The sequence below is a fragment of the Simiduia sp. genome, from assembly GCF_058345725.1.
The window spans coordinates 1-16,340 of sequence record NZ_JBTUOC010000090.1 but is presented as its reverse complement, the minus strand read 5'-3'; the positions used below and the strand labels follow the sequence as shown (position 1 = coordinate 16,340).

General features: G+C 59.6%; 16 protein-coding genes and 1 pseudogene. 6 read left to right on the top strand and 11 right to left on the bottom strand.

Annotated features, from left to right (window positions below):
- A partial coding sequence (locus tag ACW8F6_RS17570; RefSeq protein WP_491577189.1) for a c-type cytochrome occupies positions 1-440 on the bottom strand: 440 nt, incomplete at its 3' end.
- Between the two features lie 150 nt (positions 441-590).
- Here ACW8F6_RS17570 and yihA point away from each other — a divergent pair.
- Entirely contained in the window at positions 591-1,235 is a 645-nt protein-coding gene (yihA, locus tag ACW8F6_RS17565; protein ID WP_491577188.1) for a ribosome biogenesis GTP-binding protein YihA/YsxC, read from the top strand.
- 368 nt (positions 1,236-1,603) lie between these two features.
- On the opposite strand, the gene hemP is transcribed toward yihA, so the two are convergent.
- Positions 1,604-1,780 (bottom strand): hemin uptake protein HemP, encoded by a 177-nt coding sequence (gene hemP / locus ACW8F6_RS17560; RefSeq protein WP_491577187.1) that lies wholly within the window; start codon positions 1,778-1,780, stop codon positions 1,604-1,606.
- 366 nt (positions 1,781-2,146) lie between these two features.
- Positions 2,147-4,903, bottom strand: a pseudogene (gene polA, locus ACW8F6_RS17555) (DNA polymerase I).
- Between the two features lie 345 nt (positions 4,904-5,248).
- Between polA and ACW8F6_RS17550 the strand changes: the two are divergent.
- Positions 5,249-5,503, top strand: coding sequence for a hypothetical protein (locus ACW8F6_RS17550; RefSeq protein ID WP_491577186.1), 255 nt, complete (start codon positions 5,249-5,251; stop codon positions 5,501-5,503).
- 93 nt (positions 5,504-5,596) lie between these two features.
- On the opposite strand, the gene ACW8F6_RS17545 is transcribed toward ACW8F6_RS17550, so the two are convergent.
- Positions 5,597-6,466 (bottom strand): metal ABC transporter solute-binding protein, Zn/Mn family, encoded by an 870-nt coding sequence (locus ACW8F6_RS17545; protein WP_491577185.1) that lies wholly within the window; start codon positions 6,464-6,466, stop codon positions 5,597-5,599.
- Positions 6,467-6,498: 32 nt separating this feature from the next.
- Here ACW8F6_RS17545 and ACW8F6_RS17540 point away from each other — a divergent pair, with 32 nt between their 5' ends.
- Genes ACW8F6_RS17540 through znuB form a run of 3 tightly spaced genes read left to right on the top strand, consistent with a single transcriptional unit; the run spans position 6,499 to position 8,610 of the window.
- Positions 6,499-7,032: a Fur family transcriptional regulator gene (locus tag ACW8F6_RS17540; protein WP_491577184.1), complete on the top strand. Its 534-nt coding sequence runs from the start codon at positions 6,499-6,501 to the stop codon at positions 7,030-7,032.
- A gap of 5 nt (positions 7,033-7,037) precedes the next feature.
- Positions 7,038-7,835, top strand: a complete 798-nt coding sequence (gene znuC / locus ACW8F6_RS17535) for a zinc ABC transporter ATP-binding protein ZnuC (RefSeq protein ID WP_491577190.1) — start codon at positions 7,038-7,040, stop codon at positions 7,833-7,835.
- Positions 7,828-8,610, top strand: a complete 783-nt coding sequence (gene znuB / locus ACW8F6_RS17530) for a zinc ABC transporter permease subunit ZnuB (RefSeq protein WP_491577183.1) — start codon at positions 7,828-7,830, stop codon at positions 8,608-8,610. Before znuC ends, znuB begins: the two co-directional genes overlap by 8 nt.
- Before the next feature lie 12 nt (positions 8,611-8,622).
- On the opposite strand, the gene ACW8F6_RS17525 is transcribed toward znuB, so the two are convergent.
- The 7 genes from ACW8F6_RS17525 to ACW8F6_RS17495 form a co-directional block, all read right to left on the bottom strand.
- A complete protein-coding gene (locus ACW8F6_RS17525; protein ID WP_491577182.1) occupies positions 8,623-9,528 on the bottom strand; it encodes a hypothetical protein in 906 nt (301 codons plus the stop codon).
- Between the two features lie 133 nt (positions 9,529-9,661).
- A complete protein-coding gene (locus ACW8F6_RS17520) occupies positions 9,662-10,921 on the bottom strand; it encodes a heme biosynthesis HemY N-terminal domain-containing protein (protein ID WP_491577181.1) in 1,260 nt (419 codons plus the stop codon).
- Entirely contained in the window at positions 10,918-12,054 is a 1,137-nt protein-coding gene (locus tag ACW8F6_RS17515; RefSeq protein ID WP_491577180.1) for a uroporphyrinogen-III C-methyltransferase, read from the bottom strand. Before ACW8F6_RS17515 ends, ACW8F6_RS17520 begins: the two co-directional genes overlap by 4 nt.
- Positions 12,055-12,135: 81 nt before the next feature.
- Complete coding sequence (locus tag ACW8F6_RS17510; RefSeq protein ID WP_491577179.1) at positions 12,136-12,912, bottom strand: uroporphyrinogen-III synthase; 777 nt, start codon at positions 12,910-12,912, stop codon at positions 12,136-12,138.
- A complete protein-coding gene (hemC, locus tag ACW8F6_RS17505) occupies positions 12,909-13,838 on the bottom strand; it encodes a hydroxymethylbilane synthase (protein WP_491577178.1) in 930 nt (309 codons plus the stop codon). The genes ACW8F6_RS17510 and hemC overlap by 4 nt, the downstream gene beginning before the upstream one ends.
- A 56-nt stretch (positions 13,839-13,894) precedes the next feature.
- A complete protein-coding gene (locus tag ACW8F6_RS17500) occupies positions 13,895-14,629 on the bottom strand; it encodes a LytR/AlgR family response regulator transcription factor (RefSeq protein WP_491577177.1) in 735 nt (244 codons plus the stop codon).
- Positions 14,630-14,673: 44 nt separating this feature from the next.
- Entirely contained in the window at positions 14,674-15,699 is a 1,026-nt protein-coding gene (locus ACW8F6_RS17495; protein WP_491577176.1) for a sensor histidine kinase, read from the bottom strand.
- 288 nt (positions 15,700-15,987) lie between these two features.
- On the opposite strand from ACW8F6_RS17495, the gene ACW8F6_RS17490 reads away from it, so the two are divergent.
- Positions 15,988-16,340, top strand: a 353-nt coding sequence (locus ACW8F6_RS17490) for a lyase family protein (protein WP_491577175.1), incomplete at its 3' end; no start/stop codon positions are given.

Sequence of the window (16,340 nt, the reverse complement as noted above, 5' to 3'; positions counted from 1 at the left end):
CAACCCAAACAGGCCGGCACCTTGGTTTCCAGATTGCCGGCGCGGTAGGTCTGCTGGCCCAGCGCCAAGCTGTTCACCTTCACGCCGCTGTTAAGTTGCACTTCCTGGTCCTTTTTGGAGCCCGACAATTGCAGCGTTTGGCTATCGAAATAGGCGGCGATATCGGCCATTTCTTCACTGGAGAGATTATCCAGCTGGCCCGCCATCTCGGGTACGACGCGCGCGCCCGACTTGATGTCTTCAAGCTGCTTGAGCAGGTATTTTTCGCCCAAACCGGCCAGTTTGGGGAAGTTGGGGGCTGGGCTATTGCCGTCGGCACCGTGACAGGCGCCACAGGCGGCAGACAGGGTTTCGCCATTTTTGGCATCGCCCGCTAAGGCTAACTGAGAAATGGCCGCTAGGCCCAGCATCGCTACAACCTGCTTAATCAGCTTATTCATGTGATTAATCCGTTTGATTTGCTTATTAGTTGAACACTGCGTTAGCCGTGCCGATATTCACGGGCTACAATCGCCACCCAAATGGCGGGCGGCTACTGGGCCGGCATTATATACTAACCGTCTGATAACACACCAATTTTACGGATTTCCATGGCAGATCAAATCAATTTCAATCTGGCGCGCTACCTGATTAGTGCGCCTTCACTGGCCCAATGCCCACCCGAAACCGGCGTGGAAGTTTGTTTTGCCGGCCGCTCCAATGCCGGGAAATCCTCCGCCATCAATACCTTGACCAACAACGGCAAGCTGGCGCGCACCAGTAAAACACCGGGTCGCACGCAGATGATCAACTATTTTTCGCTAGGTTCGGACCAGCTCAGACTGGTGGATCTGCCAGGCTATGGCTATGCCAAGGTACCCTTGGCTATGAAACGCGAGTGGGATAAACACATGGCCGAGTACCTGCAGGAACGTCAAACCCTTGCCGGCATGGTATTGATGATGGACGTGCGCCACCCGTTCCAGGAGTTCGACACCACCATGATCAACTGGGCGGTGGAAGCCGAAATGCCCGTGCATATTTTGCTCACCAAGGCCGACAAATTGAAAAAAGGCCCGGCCCAGGCCACGCTGCTGGACGTGCGCAAACACCTGAAGGCGGCCAAAGCCGACGACCTGGTCAGTGCGCAACTGTTTTCTTCGTTAAAGAAAACCGGTCTGCCTGAACTGAACGACGTGTTGAACCGCTGGTTTACCGAAGGCCGTAGCAGAGATCAGCAAGCGCCAGGCGCCTAAGCCCTGACGCTGTCTGCCACCCGCTATCTTTTCAATCCAGCCGTTGGGGTACCTACCGCACGGCAGCAGCGAGCATAAAAAAACCCGGCGCTGTGGGGCCGGGTTTGAAAAGGCAGCTCCGTTATTGGGGTTCCGAAGCCGCCGCGCTGACTGGGCTTGGGGAACCCTGGCCAGCATTGATTGGAGTACAGCCGCGCGGGTAAGTTTCGGTCTTTACGTTAGTTTACGTTGAACGGAAAGGTTGGCACGATCAGCGGTGGGTCGGGTTTGGCTGGGCACGAGAGAGCAGTGCTGGCTGGGCCCCGAGAGCCCTATGTCGCGACCTGTAAGGTGTGCAGGGGGTGCTACAGGTCGCGCAATGGGGGGATTTATTTCGTCAAAATTAACTTGCCTGCCTTGGTCTGGCGCAGGAAGTAATCCTGGCCGGCGTGCTCGATCACAATCATCGACTGCCCCGCTAACAATTCGGCACTGGCAATCCGCGCCTTGGCTTCAGCTGGCTGTCTGACAACGACGGCGCGTACGCCACTGATACTCGCATTCATGGTTCCACCTCGCTCGCTCCTTAAGGAGACCCCAATATATACAAATGAGAATGATTGTCAATTGTATTTGGTCGGTCAGTATTGCTCCTTAGGCGCCACTGAAATATGTCCATGGCAGCGCAGCCAGTGCAATCGCGCACGGCAGCGAGCCAAAGGGCAAAATGCCCTGCTCAGAATCTCTGACTCTGCAATTGGTACCCTGGCTCCCACTCTGCCCGCCGTTTGGTTCGCGGCCATAAAAAAACCCCGCTTTAAGGGCGGGGTTAAAGATTCATTTAATCAAAGGAATCCAAGGGAGAGCAAAACATCACATGGTACTGGTATCTGAGACTAGCCCTCGCCTAGAAAGTTCAAATTAATTTTCGATCAGTGAGCCTGATCCCAGTTGTCGCCCACACCGGCCTCCACCAACAGGGGCACTTTGAGTGTGGCGGCCGCCGCCATGCGTTCGCACAGGGCCGCCGACAGGGCCGCCACATCGGCTTCGGCTACCTCTAGCACCAATTCATCGTGCACCTGCATGATGATGCGCGCATCGGGAGCCGCGTCGGTAGCCAGCCAGTGGTGCACATCGATCATGGCGCGCTTGATAATGTCGGCGGCACTACCTTGCATGGGTGCGTTGATGGCGGTGCGCTCGGCCGCCTGCTAGCGCATCTTATTGCGATCGTTAATTTCAGGCAGGTACAGGCGGCGCCCGAACAGGGTTTCCACATAGCCCTGTTCGTGGGCCAGCCGGCGAGTTTCATCCATGTAGCGGGCCACACCCGGGTAGCGCTCGAAATAGGTATCGATGTACTGCTGGGCCTCGTGGCGGCCTATGTGCAGTTGGCGCGCCAGGCCAAAGGCCGACATGCCGTAAATCAGCCCAAAGTTGATGGCCTTGGCGCTGCGCCGCATATCGGCGCTGACGCCCTCCAACGGCACGCCAAAGACCTCGGCCGCGGTGGCCTTGTGGACGTCCAGGCCCTGACCAAAGGCCTCTAGCAGCCCCTTGTCGTCGGACAAATGCGCCATGATGCGCAGCTCAATCTGCGAGTAATCTGCCGCCACCAGCTTATAGCCCGAAGGTGCCACGAAAGCCTGTCGAATACGGCGACCCTCTTCGGTGCGAATTGGAATATTCTGTAGATTCGGGTCGGACGACGACAGCCGACCGGTGGCGGTAACCGCCTGGTGGTAAGACGTGTGGATACGCCCGGTGTGGGGATTGATCATCTGCGGCAGCTTGTCGGTATAGGTGCTTTTCAGCTTGGACAGGCCGCGGTATTCCATCAGGATTTTGGGCAGCGGGTAATCCAGTGCCAATTCCTGCAAAACCTCTTCTGCGGTAGACGGCGCGCCCTTCGGGGTTTTCTTTAGCACGGGCAGATTCAGCTTTTCAAACAAAATAGCTCCCAGCTGCTTGGGCGAGGACAGATTAAAGGGCTCGCCGGCTATGTCGTAGGCCTCGCGCTCTAGCTCTACCAGGCGATTGCCCAACTCGACACTCTGCTCCCCGAGCCGCTTGGCATCCACCAGCGCGCCAGTGCGCTCCACGGCCGACAGCACGGGCACCAGCGGCATTTCGATAGTGTCGAGTACGGTTTGCAAACTCGGCACCGAGGCCACTTGAGGCGCCAGGTGTTGGTGTAGTCGCAGGGTAATGTCGGCGTCTTCGGCGGCATAGGGCGCCGCCTGCTCCAGAGCAATTTGATTAAAGGTAAGCTGTTTGGCGCCTTTGCCGGCAATGTCTTCAAATTTCACCGTGGATTCATTCAGGTAAAAGCTGGCCAGGCTGTCCATGTCGTGACGCGTGGCCGTGGCATTGAGCACATAGGATTCCAGCATCGTATCGAAGGCGATACCGCGCAGCGCAATACCGTAGTTGGCCAGCACACTGGCGTCGTACTTTAAGTTTTGCCCCACCTTGGCGGGCTGCTCGGCCTCCAAGAGCGGCTTCAACTGCGCCAGCACCCAGTCGCGCGCCAGCTGGGTTGGAGCCTCCAGGTAGTCGTGTGCCACCGGCACATAGGCCGCTTTGCCCGGTGCCACCGCAAAGGAAACACCCACAATCTCGGCGGCCATATAATCCAGGCTGGTGGTTTCCGTATCGAACGCGATCAGCGGCGCCGCCTTCAGCACAGCCAGCCACCGATTAAAATCGGCCTCGGTCAACAGGGTTTCATAATCGCGCGCAACCGGGCCTGCATCGGGCACCTCCTGGTCGCCGCTGTCGCCCTGGCCGTCGACCATACTGGGCGCAACGGCCGCATCCGACTGCAGCTCGTTCACCCAGGTCTTGAATTCCAGCTCTTGAAACAGCGCCAGCAAACGGGCCTTGTCCGGTTCGCCGTTGGCCAACTCAGACAGGGTTTGAGGTAATTCTACGTCCAGCTTGATGGTGGCCAGCTCGTACGACAGATAGGCCTGTGCTTTATTTGCTTCGAGCTTGGCAGCCATAGTTTTGGCACCCCGAAATGTCAGCTCGGCCACCCTGTCGAGATTGGCATAAATACTGTCGAGGCCACCCAATCCCTGCAATAGTGCCAGGGCGGTTTTCTCCCCCACCCCCGGCACGCCGGGGATGTTATCCACCTTGTCGCCCATCAAAGCGAGATAGTCGATGATAAGCGAGGGCGGCAGCCCAAATTTTTCCTCGACACCCGCCGGGTCCATGACGGTATTGGTCATGGTATTTACCAGGGTGACATGATCGTTCACCAGCTGCGCCATATCTTTGTCGCCGGTGGAAACCACCACCGGTAGGCCGGCGGCTTTTGCCTGGGCGCAATAGGTTCCGATCACGTCGTCGGCCTCAACGCCGTCAATCACCAGTAGCGGCAACCCCATAGCCTGCACGATATCGTGAATAGGTTGCACCTGCGGCCGCAAGTCGTCGGGCATGGGCGGGCGCTGAGCCTTGTAGTCGGCATAGATATCGTCGCGGAAGGTTTTACCCTTGGCATCGAAGATCACCACGACCGGGCTCTGGGGGTAATCTTTTTGCAATCGGCGGATCATGTTGATCACCCCTTTAACCGCACCGGTGGGATTGCCCTTGCTGTTGGTCAGGGGCGGCAGTGCATGGAAAGCGCGATAGAGATACGAAGAACCGTCGACGAGGACAACCGGGGTAGACATAGCAATTCCGTTGGCGTGAACAAAGGCGCAAGGATACACCATTCGCCCGCGCCGCTGGCCGCCGTCGGTAACACCCGTGTACCGGTACGGAAGTGTTACCGACGGTGTTACCAAACCCATATCGCTCAAAATTTGCCCAATAAAAGACAAATCCCGCTAAAAACTTAGGCTTAGCACACACTTCTAAGGTTTGTTTGTCATAAATCTGAAAAAAAGATAGCCTAATCTTTAGACAATTGTTACCATGCGTAACAATTGAAAGGCAGTCGTTTATTGCCACCGAATTTCTGTGTTGTCGGCAACCAAGGCCGGTAACACTTCAACCCCTTAACGGAGGGCCACATCATGAAAAAGCTTGGTTTTCTGTTGTTAGCATTGACCGCTCAAGCAAGCCTTGCTGCACCGCAATCCAACGTGGCTGCCGCTGTCGCGGCCACCGGTGCGGATGCCAGCTGGACCGCTGAATCTGTCGAGAAAAATGCCAATACAACACAATTGAATGCATTGACCAATGTCACCCTGAGTATCGGTAACAGCATCAATGCCGATCTGGAAGAGAAGATTTCAAAGCGTTTGCGCGAACAGGCTGAAGCCCAGTAACCAACGCTTGCAGTAGCTGCCCGGGCTACCGGGTTTTGTTGACCAGTTTGCTTTACATCGCTGATTTGGCCGGTGGCTTTGCCCCGGCCTTTTTTATGCCTGGGGTTTGGCCAGGCAGCTGTTGAAGGCTACCAACAGCGCTTTTAGCAGCTGCTCATAGCGGTAGCTGCCCTTGGCCACCGCCGCCCCCATCGGGTCAGCCACCACCTGCGGCAATCCTAACTGCGCCGCCAGCTGGGTGCTGGCCCCGCTGTCGTAGAAAGCCTCGGTCACCAGGCAGTTCACCTCTGAGGCCAATGCCCGAAGTTCAACCAGGTGCCGGGCGCCCGGCTTTTGCTCGGGCGTGAGTGCCACAGTCTCGCGCTGCACTAAATTGAAGCGCTGATTCCAATGCCCATAGGCCGGGTGATAAGCGATATAGGACTGGCCCGCCAGCGGTGCCAATTGCGCCTCCAGCACCGCTGTCAACCGATCCAGGCGCGCCAAGGTTTCCACCAAGCGCCGATTGATTTGCTCTGCCCGCTCGGGCGTGAGCGCGATCAGTTGCGCCGCCAGCCAGCGAGTGATTTGCGCGCCATTGTCCGGGTTCAGCCACAAGTGCGGGTCCCGCTCACTGCCATGGTGGTGACCATCGCCCTGGGCCGCTATGACCCAATGCAGATCGGGCAGCTGCGACAAAGGCTGTGCCGCCGGGTGCCGCGCCAGGGGTTTAGCCAAAAACTGCTCCAGTTCAGGGCCCACCCACAGCACCAGATCAGCGGTCTGCAAAGCCCGCATGTCGGACGCCCGCAAGGCATAGTGGTGAGGTGAACGGTTGGGTGGCAACAGCACCGTCAGGGTGTCGCCTTCATCTAGCAGGGGTTCCGCCAACATGGCCAGCGGCTCAATAGACACCACAAGACGCACAGCGTACGCGGGTGTCGCCGCCAACAATAACGCCGCCACCATTAACAACCGAACCATTGCGCCCTGCACCCATCACCTCAAAATGTTATATGATAACATATCAAAACTTAGCGTTTCAGCCCAGACCCATGGCCACCGATCCCCTGGCATTTCGCCATCACAATCACCAGCACTGCATCAGCGATGCCCTGGCCAATGCCCGCCAACTGGCCGAGCGCGAAGGCCTTCGGTTCACTCGCCAGCGAGAGTTGGTACTGCGACTCATCTGGCAGAACCACAAGCCCGTGGGCGCCTATCAACTGCTGGAGCAATTGGCCGATCACACAGGTAAACAGGTGGCGCCGCCCACGGTGTACCGGGCGCTAGAATTTTTGCTGGAGCACCAACTGATTCATCGGCTCAACAGTTTGAACGCCTTTATTGGCTGCGCCTGTCCCGGCACCGGCCACGCCGGCCAGTTTGTTATCTGCCGCCAGTGCGGCGTTGCACTGGAGCTGAACGAAGCCAGTGTCAGAGCCCCCATTCAAGCCCTGGCCCAATCCGTGGGCTTTCACATTGAGCAACAAACCCTGGAACTATCGGGCCTGTGCCCGAACTGCCAACCCCAAAAGGAAAACCCGTGAGCTGTTTGGTAGAAGCGCGCAACCTGAGTCTATCGCTCGGCGAGCGCACCCTCTTATCGTCGGTAAACTTGGCGCTGGAGGCCGGTAAAATCACCACTCTGATCGGCCCAAATGGCGCCGGCAAAACCAGCCTGGTACGGGTGTTACTGGGTTTGCAAAAACCCAGTTCGGGCAGCCTGTGGCGCCAGCCCAAGCTGCGCGTTGGCTATATGCCACAAAAGCTCCATATCGACGCCTCGCTGCCCCTGACGACCCAACGCTTTCTGACGCTGGGAGGCGCTAGCCGCGCACAGTTGCAGGCGGCGCTGGCGCTCACCGGCATCGACCACCTGCTCGCCAGCCCCATGCAGCGATTGTCGGGCGGCGAAATGCAGCGCGTGCTCCTGACCCGCGCGCTGGCGCGCGAACCGCAGCTGCTGGTGTTAGACGAGCCGGTGCAAGGCGTAGACGTCAACGGCCAGATCGCGCTCTACAATTTAATCAACGACATTCGCGGCTCCCGCGGCTGTGGGGTGCTGATGGTGTCTCACGACCTGCATCTGGTAATGGCACACACCGACGAGGTGGTGTGCCTAAACCAGCATGTCTGCTGCCAGGGGCACCCGGAGAGCGTCACCAGTCACCCCGCCTACCTGGAGCTGTTTGGTGCCAAGGCTGCGCAAACGCTGGCGGTGTACACCCACCACCACGACCACAAACACAATTTGCACGGGGATGTGGTGTGCGATCACGACCACAGCTTGCCCCTGGAGGACTGCCCCAGCCAGCCGGCCACCGGCCAACAGGAGACGCCCCATGCCTGACTTCATCTTGCACGCCTGGCTGGCCGGTGCGGCCGTGGCTGTGGTGGCCGGCCCTCTGGGCAGCTTCGCCGTGTGGCGGCGCATGGCCTATTTCGGTGACACCCTGGCGCACTCGGCGCTACTGGGCGTGGTCTTCGGGCTATTGCTCGACATCAATATCAATTTGGCAGTAACGCTGGGCTGCCTGATTTTGGCCATGGCTCTGGTACTGCTCCAGCAAACCCGCGTACTGGCCACCGACACCCTGCTGGGCATACTTTCGCACACCACCCTGGCGCTCGGTCTGGTTAGCATCAGCTTATTCGGCGATACCCGGGTAGATCTTATGGCCTACCTGTTTGGCGACTTACTGACGGCCAGCGGCACAGATGTGGCGACCATCGCCCTTGTCGCGCTGCTGGTGCTCGGCCTGATCGGGTACTTCTGGCAGGCGCTGATAGCCCTGACGGTGCACGAGGAGCTGGCCCGGGTGGAGGGCGTCCGGGTGGAGGCGGTGCGCATGCTATTGATGCTGGCCATGGCGCTGGTGATTGCCATTGCCATGAAGGTGGTGGGCGTTCTGTTGATTACCGCGCTGCTGATCATTCCCGCCGCCGCTGCGCGGCGCTTGAGTCGCACCCCAGAATCCATGGCCATCACCGCCAGCGGCCTGGGTCTAGTGGCGGTCACCCTGGGGTTAGTGAGTTCTTACTATTTAGATACACCCGCCGGCCCCAGTGTGGTACTTGGGGCCAGCTTACTGTTCGGGCTAACGCTGCTCAAACGGCAACACTAGCGCCGCACACAATTAGAGCGACAACCCGAGCGATTGCAGCAGTGTTTGCAGCGATGGGGAATCCACCCCCACCTCTACATCAGACGGCAGGGTAACCAGCTGCCACTCCGTCTGGAAATGCACCGACTCGCCCGCGGCTATGGCCTGATAGGCACCTTGCGCCTCCAGCTCCATGTAGCCCCTTGGGCTGACGTAAAGTTGCACCTCCGCTTCCTTGGGCGCTTGTTGATCGGCGCTGAGATCGCCAAACCGTTTAATATACATTTGACGACCCGTCACCCACGCCAACCAGCCGCGGCCGTTGGCATTCAACTTACCCTCCGCAAGCGGCTCGCTGGCGTCCAGCCACACCAGATCGCCAAACTGCTCCACTGCAAAACCGCCAAAGCTCCACCAGAGCGGGTCCGCCTCGCGCGCAAACACCACCAGCCCTTCGATGGGCACGCGGGTCACTTCCCAGGCCGCAGCGGTCACCACTGTGTCGCCCGGATTTTCCAAGCGGTAATCCAATAGCACCCGATCGCCACCGGGCAGTGCCAGCGATTTATGCAGCCGCAGGCCGGTTTTTTCGCTGTCGACTGGGCCGCTTAACTGCAGCTCTGCCACACCGGTTTGGGTGATCTGATAGGGTAGGTTGTCGAAGCTGTCGGGCGGCGGCCAGCCCCAGTGCTGTTGCGGGCTAACCCACAAGGTAGAGCCCCAGTTGGCGCGGTCTTTGGCACTGGCCTGGGCCAGCAACTCGCGCCCGTGAAACGAGAGCGACTGAATGCGACCGCCAGCGGCGGGGTCGACGGTTAGTGTGAGATTACCCTGGGCCAGGGTGCGCGACGGCGCTGCAGCTGTGAGATTTGAGGGTTCGGGTGTGCAACCGAGTGCCAGCACCAGCATTGGCGTGAGCAACAGTGTTGGAAAACGCATGATAATTCCCGTTTATCGTTAGGTGAATAACAGTGAAGTGCGCCGGGCAAGCGCGGGGTCGTGCGCGTTTTCTTTCGTTTTTGGGCATCTTAGTGGCGTTGACCCCGCCTGACAAGACGGGGTCGCGCGCGGGTTACTGAGTCGCTAACGTCTGCCCAAATTTGGTGCTGCTATCGGGCACAGGCAGTTCGGGCAGATTGTGCGCGATCATTTTCAAACCCTGTTGGTAGTAGCCCGTACTTAATTGATGCTCGCCCAGCGCCGCCATCAAACGCGCCAGCTCCGCATAGGTTTCCGGTGCCGCGCTGATGCGCAGGCTGGACTCAAAGTATTCGCGCGCCTTGCCCCACAGCTGGTTGCGCAACGACAAGCGCCCCAGGGCCAACAACAATGTGGCGTTGCGCGGCCGCTCTTTTAGCCAACCTTCGGCCACAAGTAACTGGCGCGCGACATCTTCCCCGCACAGACGCCCATAGGCATCGAGCAGTCGATCGTCCCAGCTTTTTTGCAAGCTTTTGCGCAGCAGCGCCTCCGCCTCGGCCTCGCTAACGTGGGCCACTAACAGTTCGGTGTAGGCCAACAGCAACTCCGGGTCGCGCTGGGTTTTGCTGTCGAACTGCTGCCAGGTTTTGTGCAGGGCATCGCTTACGTTGTCGCCGCGCGCCTGCTCAATGGCCTGCTTAAGTTGAAAAACCTGACAGCGCCGTTCCAATTCGTGCAGTGTTTGCTCGGCCAGTGGTTTGTGTTTTTTCAACAGGGGCAATAATTTTTGCAGCGAGGTCCAGTCTTCCAACGCCACGTAGGACTGCCGCAAAATATCCAGCACCACCGGGTGGTGCGGCGCCTTGTGACGCACTCGCTCAAGGGCCGCCAGGCACTGCTCGTAGCGCTGGTCCATCAATTCAATACGCGCCTGAGCCAGCGCGGTGGCCAATTCAAACTGTGGCCCCACCTGCTCGGCTTTTGCGAGTAATTTTTGCGCTTCGTCCCGCTCGCCTAACTCGTAAGCCGAGCGCGCGGCGGCCAAATAATTAATGACCGGCACAATGGAGCGGTCGGCGGATTTAAGCAGCTTTTTACGCGCCAGCTTCCAGTTGCCCTCCATAAAATCTACCAGGCCGTCGGCCAGTTGATTGCGATTGCGCTCTTCGCTGCCGTGTATCACGTAGTGGGTCACACCCAAAAACGCGCGTATCACGGTGAACAGCGCGCGCAGCACAATCCACGCCATTAGGCCAAAAATCAGCAGCGCTAAAATGGCAAACCAAACGCTGGTTTCCAGGCTATAACCGTACAGCGACACCAACAGGTAGCCGCTGTCTTTGGCCAGCTCGCTGATCAGCAATCCGCCCGCCAACAGGGCGATGGCGATGAGCAGAATCAAGCGCTTCACGGGTGCACCCCCAGCGCGTTGCGGTACTGGTTGATAAATTGGTCCAGGCTGCGAGCCGTAGCGGAAATGTCGGGCAACTCGCTATTAACCGAGCGCGCGGCCAGTGCTTCGAGCTGCTCCATCATGTGGTTGCGTTCAATGGACACCGGAAAATATTCCGCCAGCCATTGGTGCGCCAATGTGAGATTGTCGCCGTAGAGTTTGCCGTCGGCGCGCAACAGCGCCAGCTGCGCCACCTGCAGTTTCAACTTCAGGTTTTCCCGCACGCGGGTTTCCTGGTCGGGCGACAGCAGCGGTTCAACGGGCTCCTCCAAGCGTCGCACGCGCACATAACTGGCCAGCTCGCGGGTGAAGTTGCGCCAACCCACGGTAATTTTGGCCCACAGGGTGTGCGGGTTTTTGTGGATCACTGCGGGCTCGACTTCCTCATTGGCAAACTCGCGCGGCGGTTGCGCCAAGGCCAGGTTATCCACTTGGGTAAGGATACTATCGATGGCAAAAAATACACCGGTATAGTCCACGGCCTGCAGGTTTTGCAGCTGGCCCAGATCGCGCGCCAGTTGCTTGCGCGCATCCAGGAGTGCCGCGGGGTTGCCCAACTCTGCTTCGACTTTGGCCAGCAGTTGATCGGCCAATTGGAACAGCCCGATGGCGCTGGCGGGCGCGCGCTCTAGCTGCAGCCGCTGGCTCGCCTGGCGCACCAGAAATTGGGCCTCGCTCAGTAAAAACTGGGTGCGACTGGCGGCGGTCATTTGTGCCAATTGCCGTCCCTGCGCGTTGAGCTGGGACTCAACCTTACCCACAAAATCCGCAAAGGCCGCCTGGTTGCCGGCCTGGGTTTGCTCAAAACGCGCGAGACTGTTGGCCAGCTCTGCCGCCAATTGCCGCTGCTCGTTGCGCTGCTCCTGGGCCGCAGTCGCCAGCTCGTCAACCCGCGCGCCTTGCGCGTCTATCTGCAACCACAACAGATAACCGCCCCCCGCCGTTAACAGCGCAATCAACACCAACACTAGCCACGCGGCCACGGCGCGTGTGCGACCTGGTGCAGACGGGGCCACCGCACCGGATACCTGCAGGGGGGCCGCTTCGTTGGGGGTCGGAACGGGCTTGCTGTCTTGTTCGGTTTGCGCCACAGGTGTGCCTCTGTCGTTGTGAATCGGTTGTGTGTTTAGGCCGTAATCTCGGGTCGATAGCGTGCGCGCCAGCCGCTTTTGTCAGGGCTCGGTCAGTGCCTGTTGCAGACGCGCCACCATGGCCTGATCGGTGGCGTTGTCAGCCGTTAGTACCTGCTGAAATCCCAACTCGCCCGCCAGCGCGGCAACGCGTTCACCGGGCACCAGCAGCGGCCACCGCAGCCATTCGCCCGAGGGCGCCTGGGCCTGTAATAACGCGTGCACATTGTGCAGCGACTCGCCGCTGTGGGCACTGAGCCAGGCAGCACCCAAGGCCAGCGCATCGGCAACCCGCGCCGGCGCCTGTGCCGGACACTGGCGCCGATAAAGTTCACAGTAGTCTACCCGTGCGCCGCGCGCGCGCAAGCTGCGGGCCAAATGATCGCGCCCGCCCAGGCCGCGCAGTATCAGTACCTGCTGGTTCTCCATGTGGGCCAGCTCCGGTAGCGTGAGCAAGGCTTCGCTGTTCATAGCGCTGCTGAGCGGCAACTCACTGACTACCGGCAAACCGGCGTCGACCAAGGCCTGAGCCGTGGCCTGGCCCACTGCGAGAAAACGACTGTGCAGGGGCAATTGTGGCCAATAGTCATCCAGCAGCGCGGCGCCGTAAGCAACGGCATTTTGGCTGACAAATATCGCGAAATCGTAGCGATCAAAATCGAGTATCCGCGCGCGCGCGGCGTGCATCTGTTCGGCTTCCACGAGCGGCACAATCTCCAGTACCGGCACCGACACCACCGCAAATCCTAGGGCGGCAAATCGGCGCTCAGTCTCAGACGCCTGCTGCGCCGGACGGGTTAGCCAGAGGCGCGGCTTCATGAGTGCGCGTAGACATCCGCTAGAATTTTATCGGCGCCCTGGGCCAGCAGGCGCTCGGCCAGCTGTTCGCCCAGCTGTTCGGCCTCCGTCGCCGGGCCGCGCAGTTCGTCGCGCAATACCTGTTTGCCGTCCACGCTAGCCACCAGGCCGCGCAACCACAGGCCGCCCTCTTGATGTACCGCAAAGCAGCCGATGGGCACCTGGCAGCCGCCCTCCAAGCGCCGATTCATGGCGCGCTCCGCCAGTACCTGTTGCGCCGACAGGGAGTGATGCAGCGGTGCGATCAAGGCCTGAACGGCGCGGTCGTCGGTGCGGCACTCGATGCCCACTGCGCCCTGGCCACCGGCGGGCAGGGAGTCGTCGGTGAGTAGATATTCCCGAATTCGGTCTTTTTCACCCAGTCGAATCAGGCCCGCCGCCGCCAGGATGATGCCCTGGTATTCGCCGGCGTCCAGCTTGGCGAGCCGCGTGCCCACATTGCCGCGCAAAAAGCGGATTTCGAGATCCGGACGGCGGGCCAGCAATTGTGCCTGGCGGCGCAAACTGGAGGTGCCCACCACGCTGCCGGCGGGCAGCTCGGCAATTTTGCCAAACTGGTTCGACACAAAGGCATCGCGCGGGTCTTCGCGCTGGCAGATCACCGACAGGCCGAGGCCCTCGGGAAATTCCATGGGCACATCTTTCATGGAGTGCACGGCAATGTCGGCCTCGCCCTCGAGCAGTGCAGTTTCCAGCTCTTTGACAAACAGTCCCTTGCCGCCGACTTTGGCGAGCGGAACATCCAAAATTTTGTCGCCTTTGCTAACCATGGGTACCAGCGTCACCTCGAGCGATGGGTGAGCCGCTTCCAGCTTGGCCTTGACGTCATTTGCCTGCCAAAGCGCCAGGGCGGAAGTTCGGGTGGCAATACGAAGGCGAGCGGTCATGGGGCATCCTGTAGTTTGAACGGCATCTTAAGGGCCGCCATCATACCAGAGCCCATTCAGAGTTTGGCCAATAGCTCCTTGAGCTGCGGCACGTGGCGCCGGCTGACCACGGGCTTCACCTCGACATCCGCCAGGCGCAACTTAAAATGCCCGTCGACGCCGCGCTCCATGGCCAAAATGTGTTCCAACGACACCAGGGAGTTGCGATGCACGCGAATGAAGCGCCCCTGAAATTCCTGCTCTAATTCTTTGAGGGTATCGTCGATCAAGGTTTCACCACCGGTGTGATGCACAGTGACATACTTCTGATCGGCAATAAAAAAGCGCACCTCGGCCAGGGGAATTAACTCTACCCCGCGCCGGGTTTTAGCGCTGATGTGCTGGCGTCCGTCGGGCACCGCCTCGCCCGCCTGCACAGTCGCCAGCTGCAAGCGGTTGAGCTTGCCGGCCTTTTCCAGCGCTTGTTTCAGATCCGCCGCCTGCACCGGTTTGAGCAAATAGCCAACGGCGGCCGTGCCAAAGGCATCCAGCGCATACTGGTCGTAAGCGGTACAAAAGATAATGGCGGGCGCGTGGTCCATCTCTGCGATTCGCTTGGCGGTGGCAATGCCATCGTCACCGGGCATGCGCACATCCAACAGCACCACCGAGGGGTCGTGCTGTTCGATTGCCGCCAGCGCCGCTTCGCCGTCCGCCGCTTCGGCGACTACTTCGACGCCGTCCAACTCCTGCGCCAAACGCCTAAGGCGCGCCCGCGCCAGGGGCTCGTCGTCTACGATTAACAGGTCCATCTCTCTCTCCCGATTGTGCTCGCGGTTACCACACTGGCTCGCCCTTAGGCGTCCAGGGGGTAGCTGATTCTGACGCAAAAATGCTCGGCCTCCACGCCCGCTGAAAAACTGGCGGTGGTGCCATAGTGCGCCTGTAGTCGATCGCGGATATTAACCAGCGCCATGCCATTGCCCGGCGAGGGCTCCGATTGTCCCAGCGGATTGCGCACCAGCAACAGTAATCGATTATCAGAATCCTCAAGTGCAATCTCAAGCAGGCCGCCTTCGCGACGTGCGCCAATTCCATGATAGAGCGCATTTTCCAGCAGTGGTTGCAATAACAGGCTCGGCATCAACGCGCGCTCCGGCAGCTCGCCCAAACGCCACGCCACCTGCAGCCGCTCGCCCAAGCGCGCCGACTCCATGTCCAGATAGCGCCGTGCCAGCGCCAGTTCCTGCGCCACCGGCACCAGGGTCGCCTCCGACAGGCTGGCGCGAAACAGCGCGCTTAAATCTTCCACCATGCGCTCGGCGCGCGCCGCGTCGATGGCGATCAAACTGGCAATGCTGTTCATGGCATTGAATAAAAAGTGGGGCCGTATGCGCGACTGGAGCGCCTGTATACGCGCCTCCAGCTCGGCCCGCTCGCCGCGCTGAAGCTGTTGTTGTAGATAAAAGTAGTGCAGGCCCACACCGGCAAATATTGCGGCCACCACCAGATCGGCACCCAGGGCCGACCAGTCCAAAGGCTGCGCTTGCCACCAGTAACCCAGAAAAAACCACTGCCCTAGCAGCGTGAACACAAAGGTCATGGCGAGCACCAGCAGGTAGCTCACCAGCACCGCCTGCCACAGGGAAACGCCGGCCAGCCAGGGGCGCAAACGGCAAATGACAGCCGCACTGGCGAGCGTAATCCATTGCACCATCAGCGACGTCAACGCCAGGTCAATCCAGTTGAACCCGCGCAGGCCGCCGTCGTTGAGCACCAGCACCAATGCCAGCAGCTCTGCGATAATCACCAACCGCAGCAGAGAGGGCCCACTGCACAGGTTGGGCAGGTAGTCGCGTTCGGCGGCTTGGACTTGGGTCACAGTTGCATCCTTTTAATCATTATTGCGTCCGTCGTGCGTCGCGGCCGTTAGTTTATTGAAGCACGGGAAGCGTGCAATAACCCCCATTCGCGACGGGTTCTTTTTACCTCTGCGCAACACAACCGCTAGCTAATGACCACTAATCAGGGTGAATAATTGCGCGACGATACGGCTTTCAATCGCACCTCTGTGCGCAAGCCGCTATAATGCCCGCCGTTTTACGCGCTCGCTGATATACCTCCTCGAGCGCTCCTCAACTGCACCACAGACAACGATACAGGCCCGCCAATGAGTCACGACAACAGCATCAAACCCTGGGGCGGTCGCTTCAGTGAAGCCACCGACGCCTTCGTGGAGCGCTTTACCGCGTCCGTCAACTTTGATCAGCGCCTGTATCACCACGACATTAACGGTTCCATTGCCCACGCCACTATGCTGGCGGAAGTGGGCGTGCTAACCGAGGCCGAAAAAACGCAAATCATTGAGGGCCTTGAAGCCATCCGCGCCGACATTGTCGCCGGCGCCTTTCAGTGGTCGGTGCAACTTGAAGACGTACACATGAATATCGAGGCTGCGCTCACGGCCCGCATCGGCATTACCGGCAAGAAGCTTCATACGGGGCGCTCGCGCAACGATCAAGT

Coding starts and splice junctions, on each gene's coding strand:
- yihA (WP_491577188.1), top strand. CDS start 591: ATGGCAGATCAAATCAATTTCAATCTGGCGCGCTACCTGATTAGTGCG.
- hemP (WP_491577187.1), bottom strand. CDS start 1,780: ATGAATGCGAGTATCAGTGGCGTACGCGCCGTCGTTGTCAGACAGCCA.
- ACW8F6_RS17550 (WP_491577186.1), top strand. CDS start 5,249: ATGAAAAAGCTTGGTTTTCTGTTGTTAGCATTGACCGCTCAAGCAAGC.
- ACW8F6_RS17545 (WP_491577185.1), bottom strand. CDS start 6,466: ATGGTTCGGTTGTTAATGGTGGCGGCGTTATTGTTGGCGGCGACACCC.
- ACW8F6_RS17540 (WP_491577184.1), top strand. CDS start 6,499: ATGATAACATATCAAAACTTAGCGTTTCAGCCCAGACCCATGGCCACC.
- znuB (WP_491577183.1), top strand. CDS start 7,828: ATGCCTGACTTCATCTTGCACGCCTGGCTGGCCGGTGCGGCCGTGGCT.
- ACW8F6_RS17525 (WP_491577182.1), bottom strand. CDS start 9,528: ATGCGTTTTCCAACACTGTTGCTCACGCCAATGCTGGTGCTGGCACTC.
- ACW8F6_RS17510 (WP_491577179.1), bottom strand. CDS start 12,912: ATGAAGCCGCGCCTCTGGCTAACCCGTCCGGCGCAGCAGGCGTCTGAG.
- hemC (WP_491577178.1), bottom strand. CDS start 13,838: ATGACCGCTCGCCTTCGTATTGCCACCCGAACTTCCGCCCTGGCGCTT.
- ACW8F6_RS17500 (WP_491577177.1), bottom strand. CDS start 14,629: ATGGACCTGTTAATCGTAGACGACGAGCCCCTGGCGCGGGCGCGCCTT.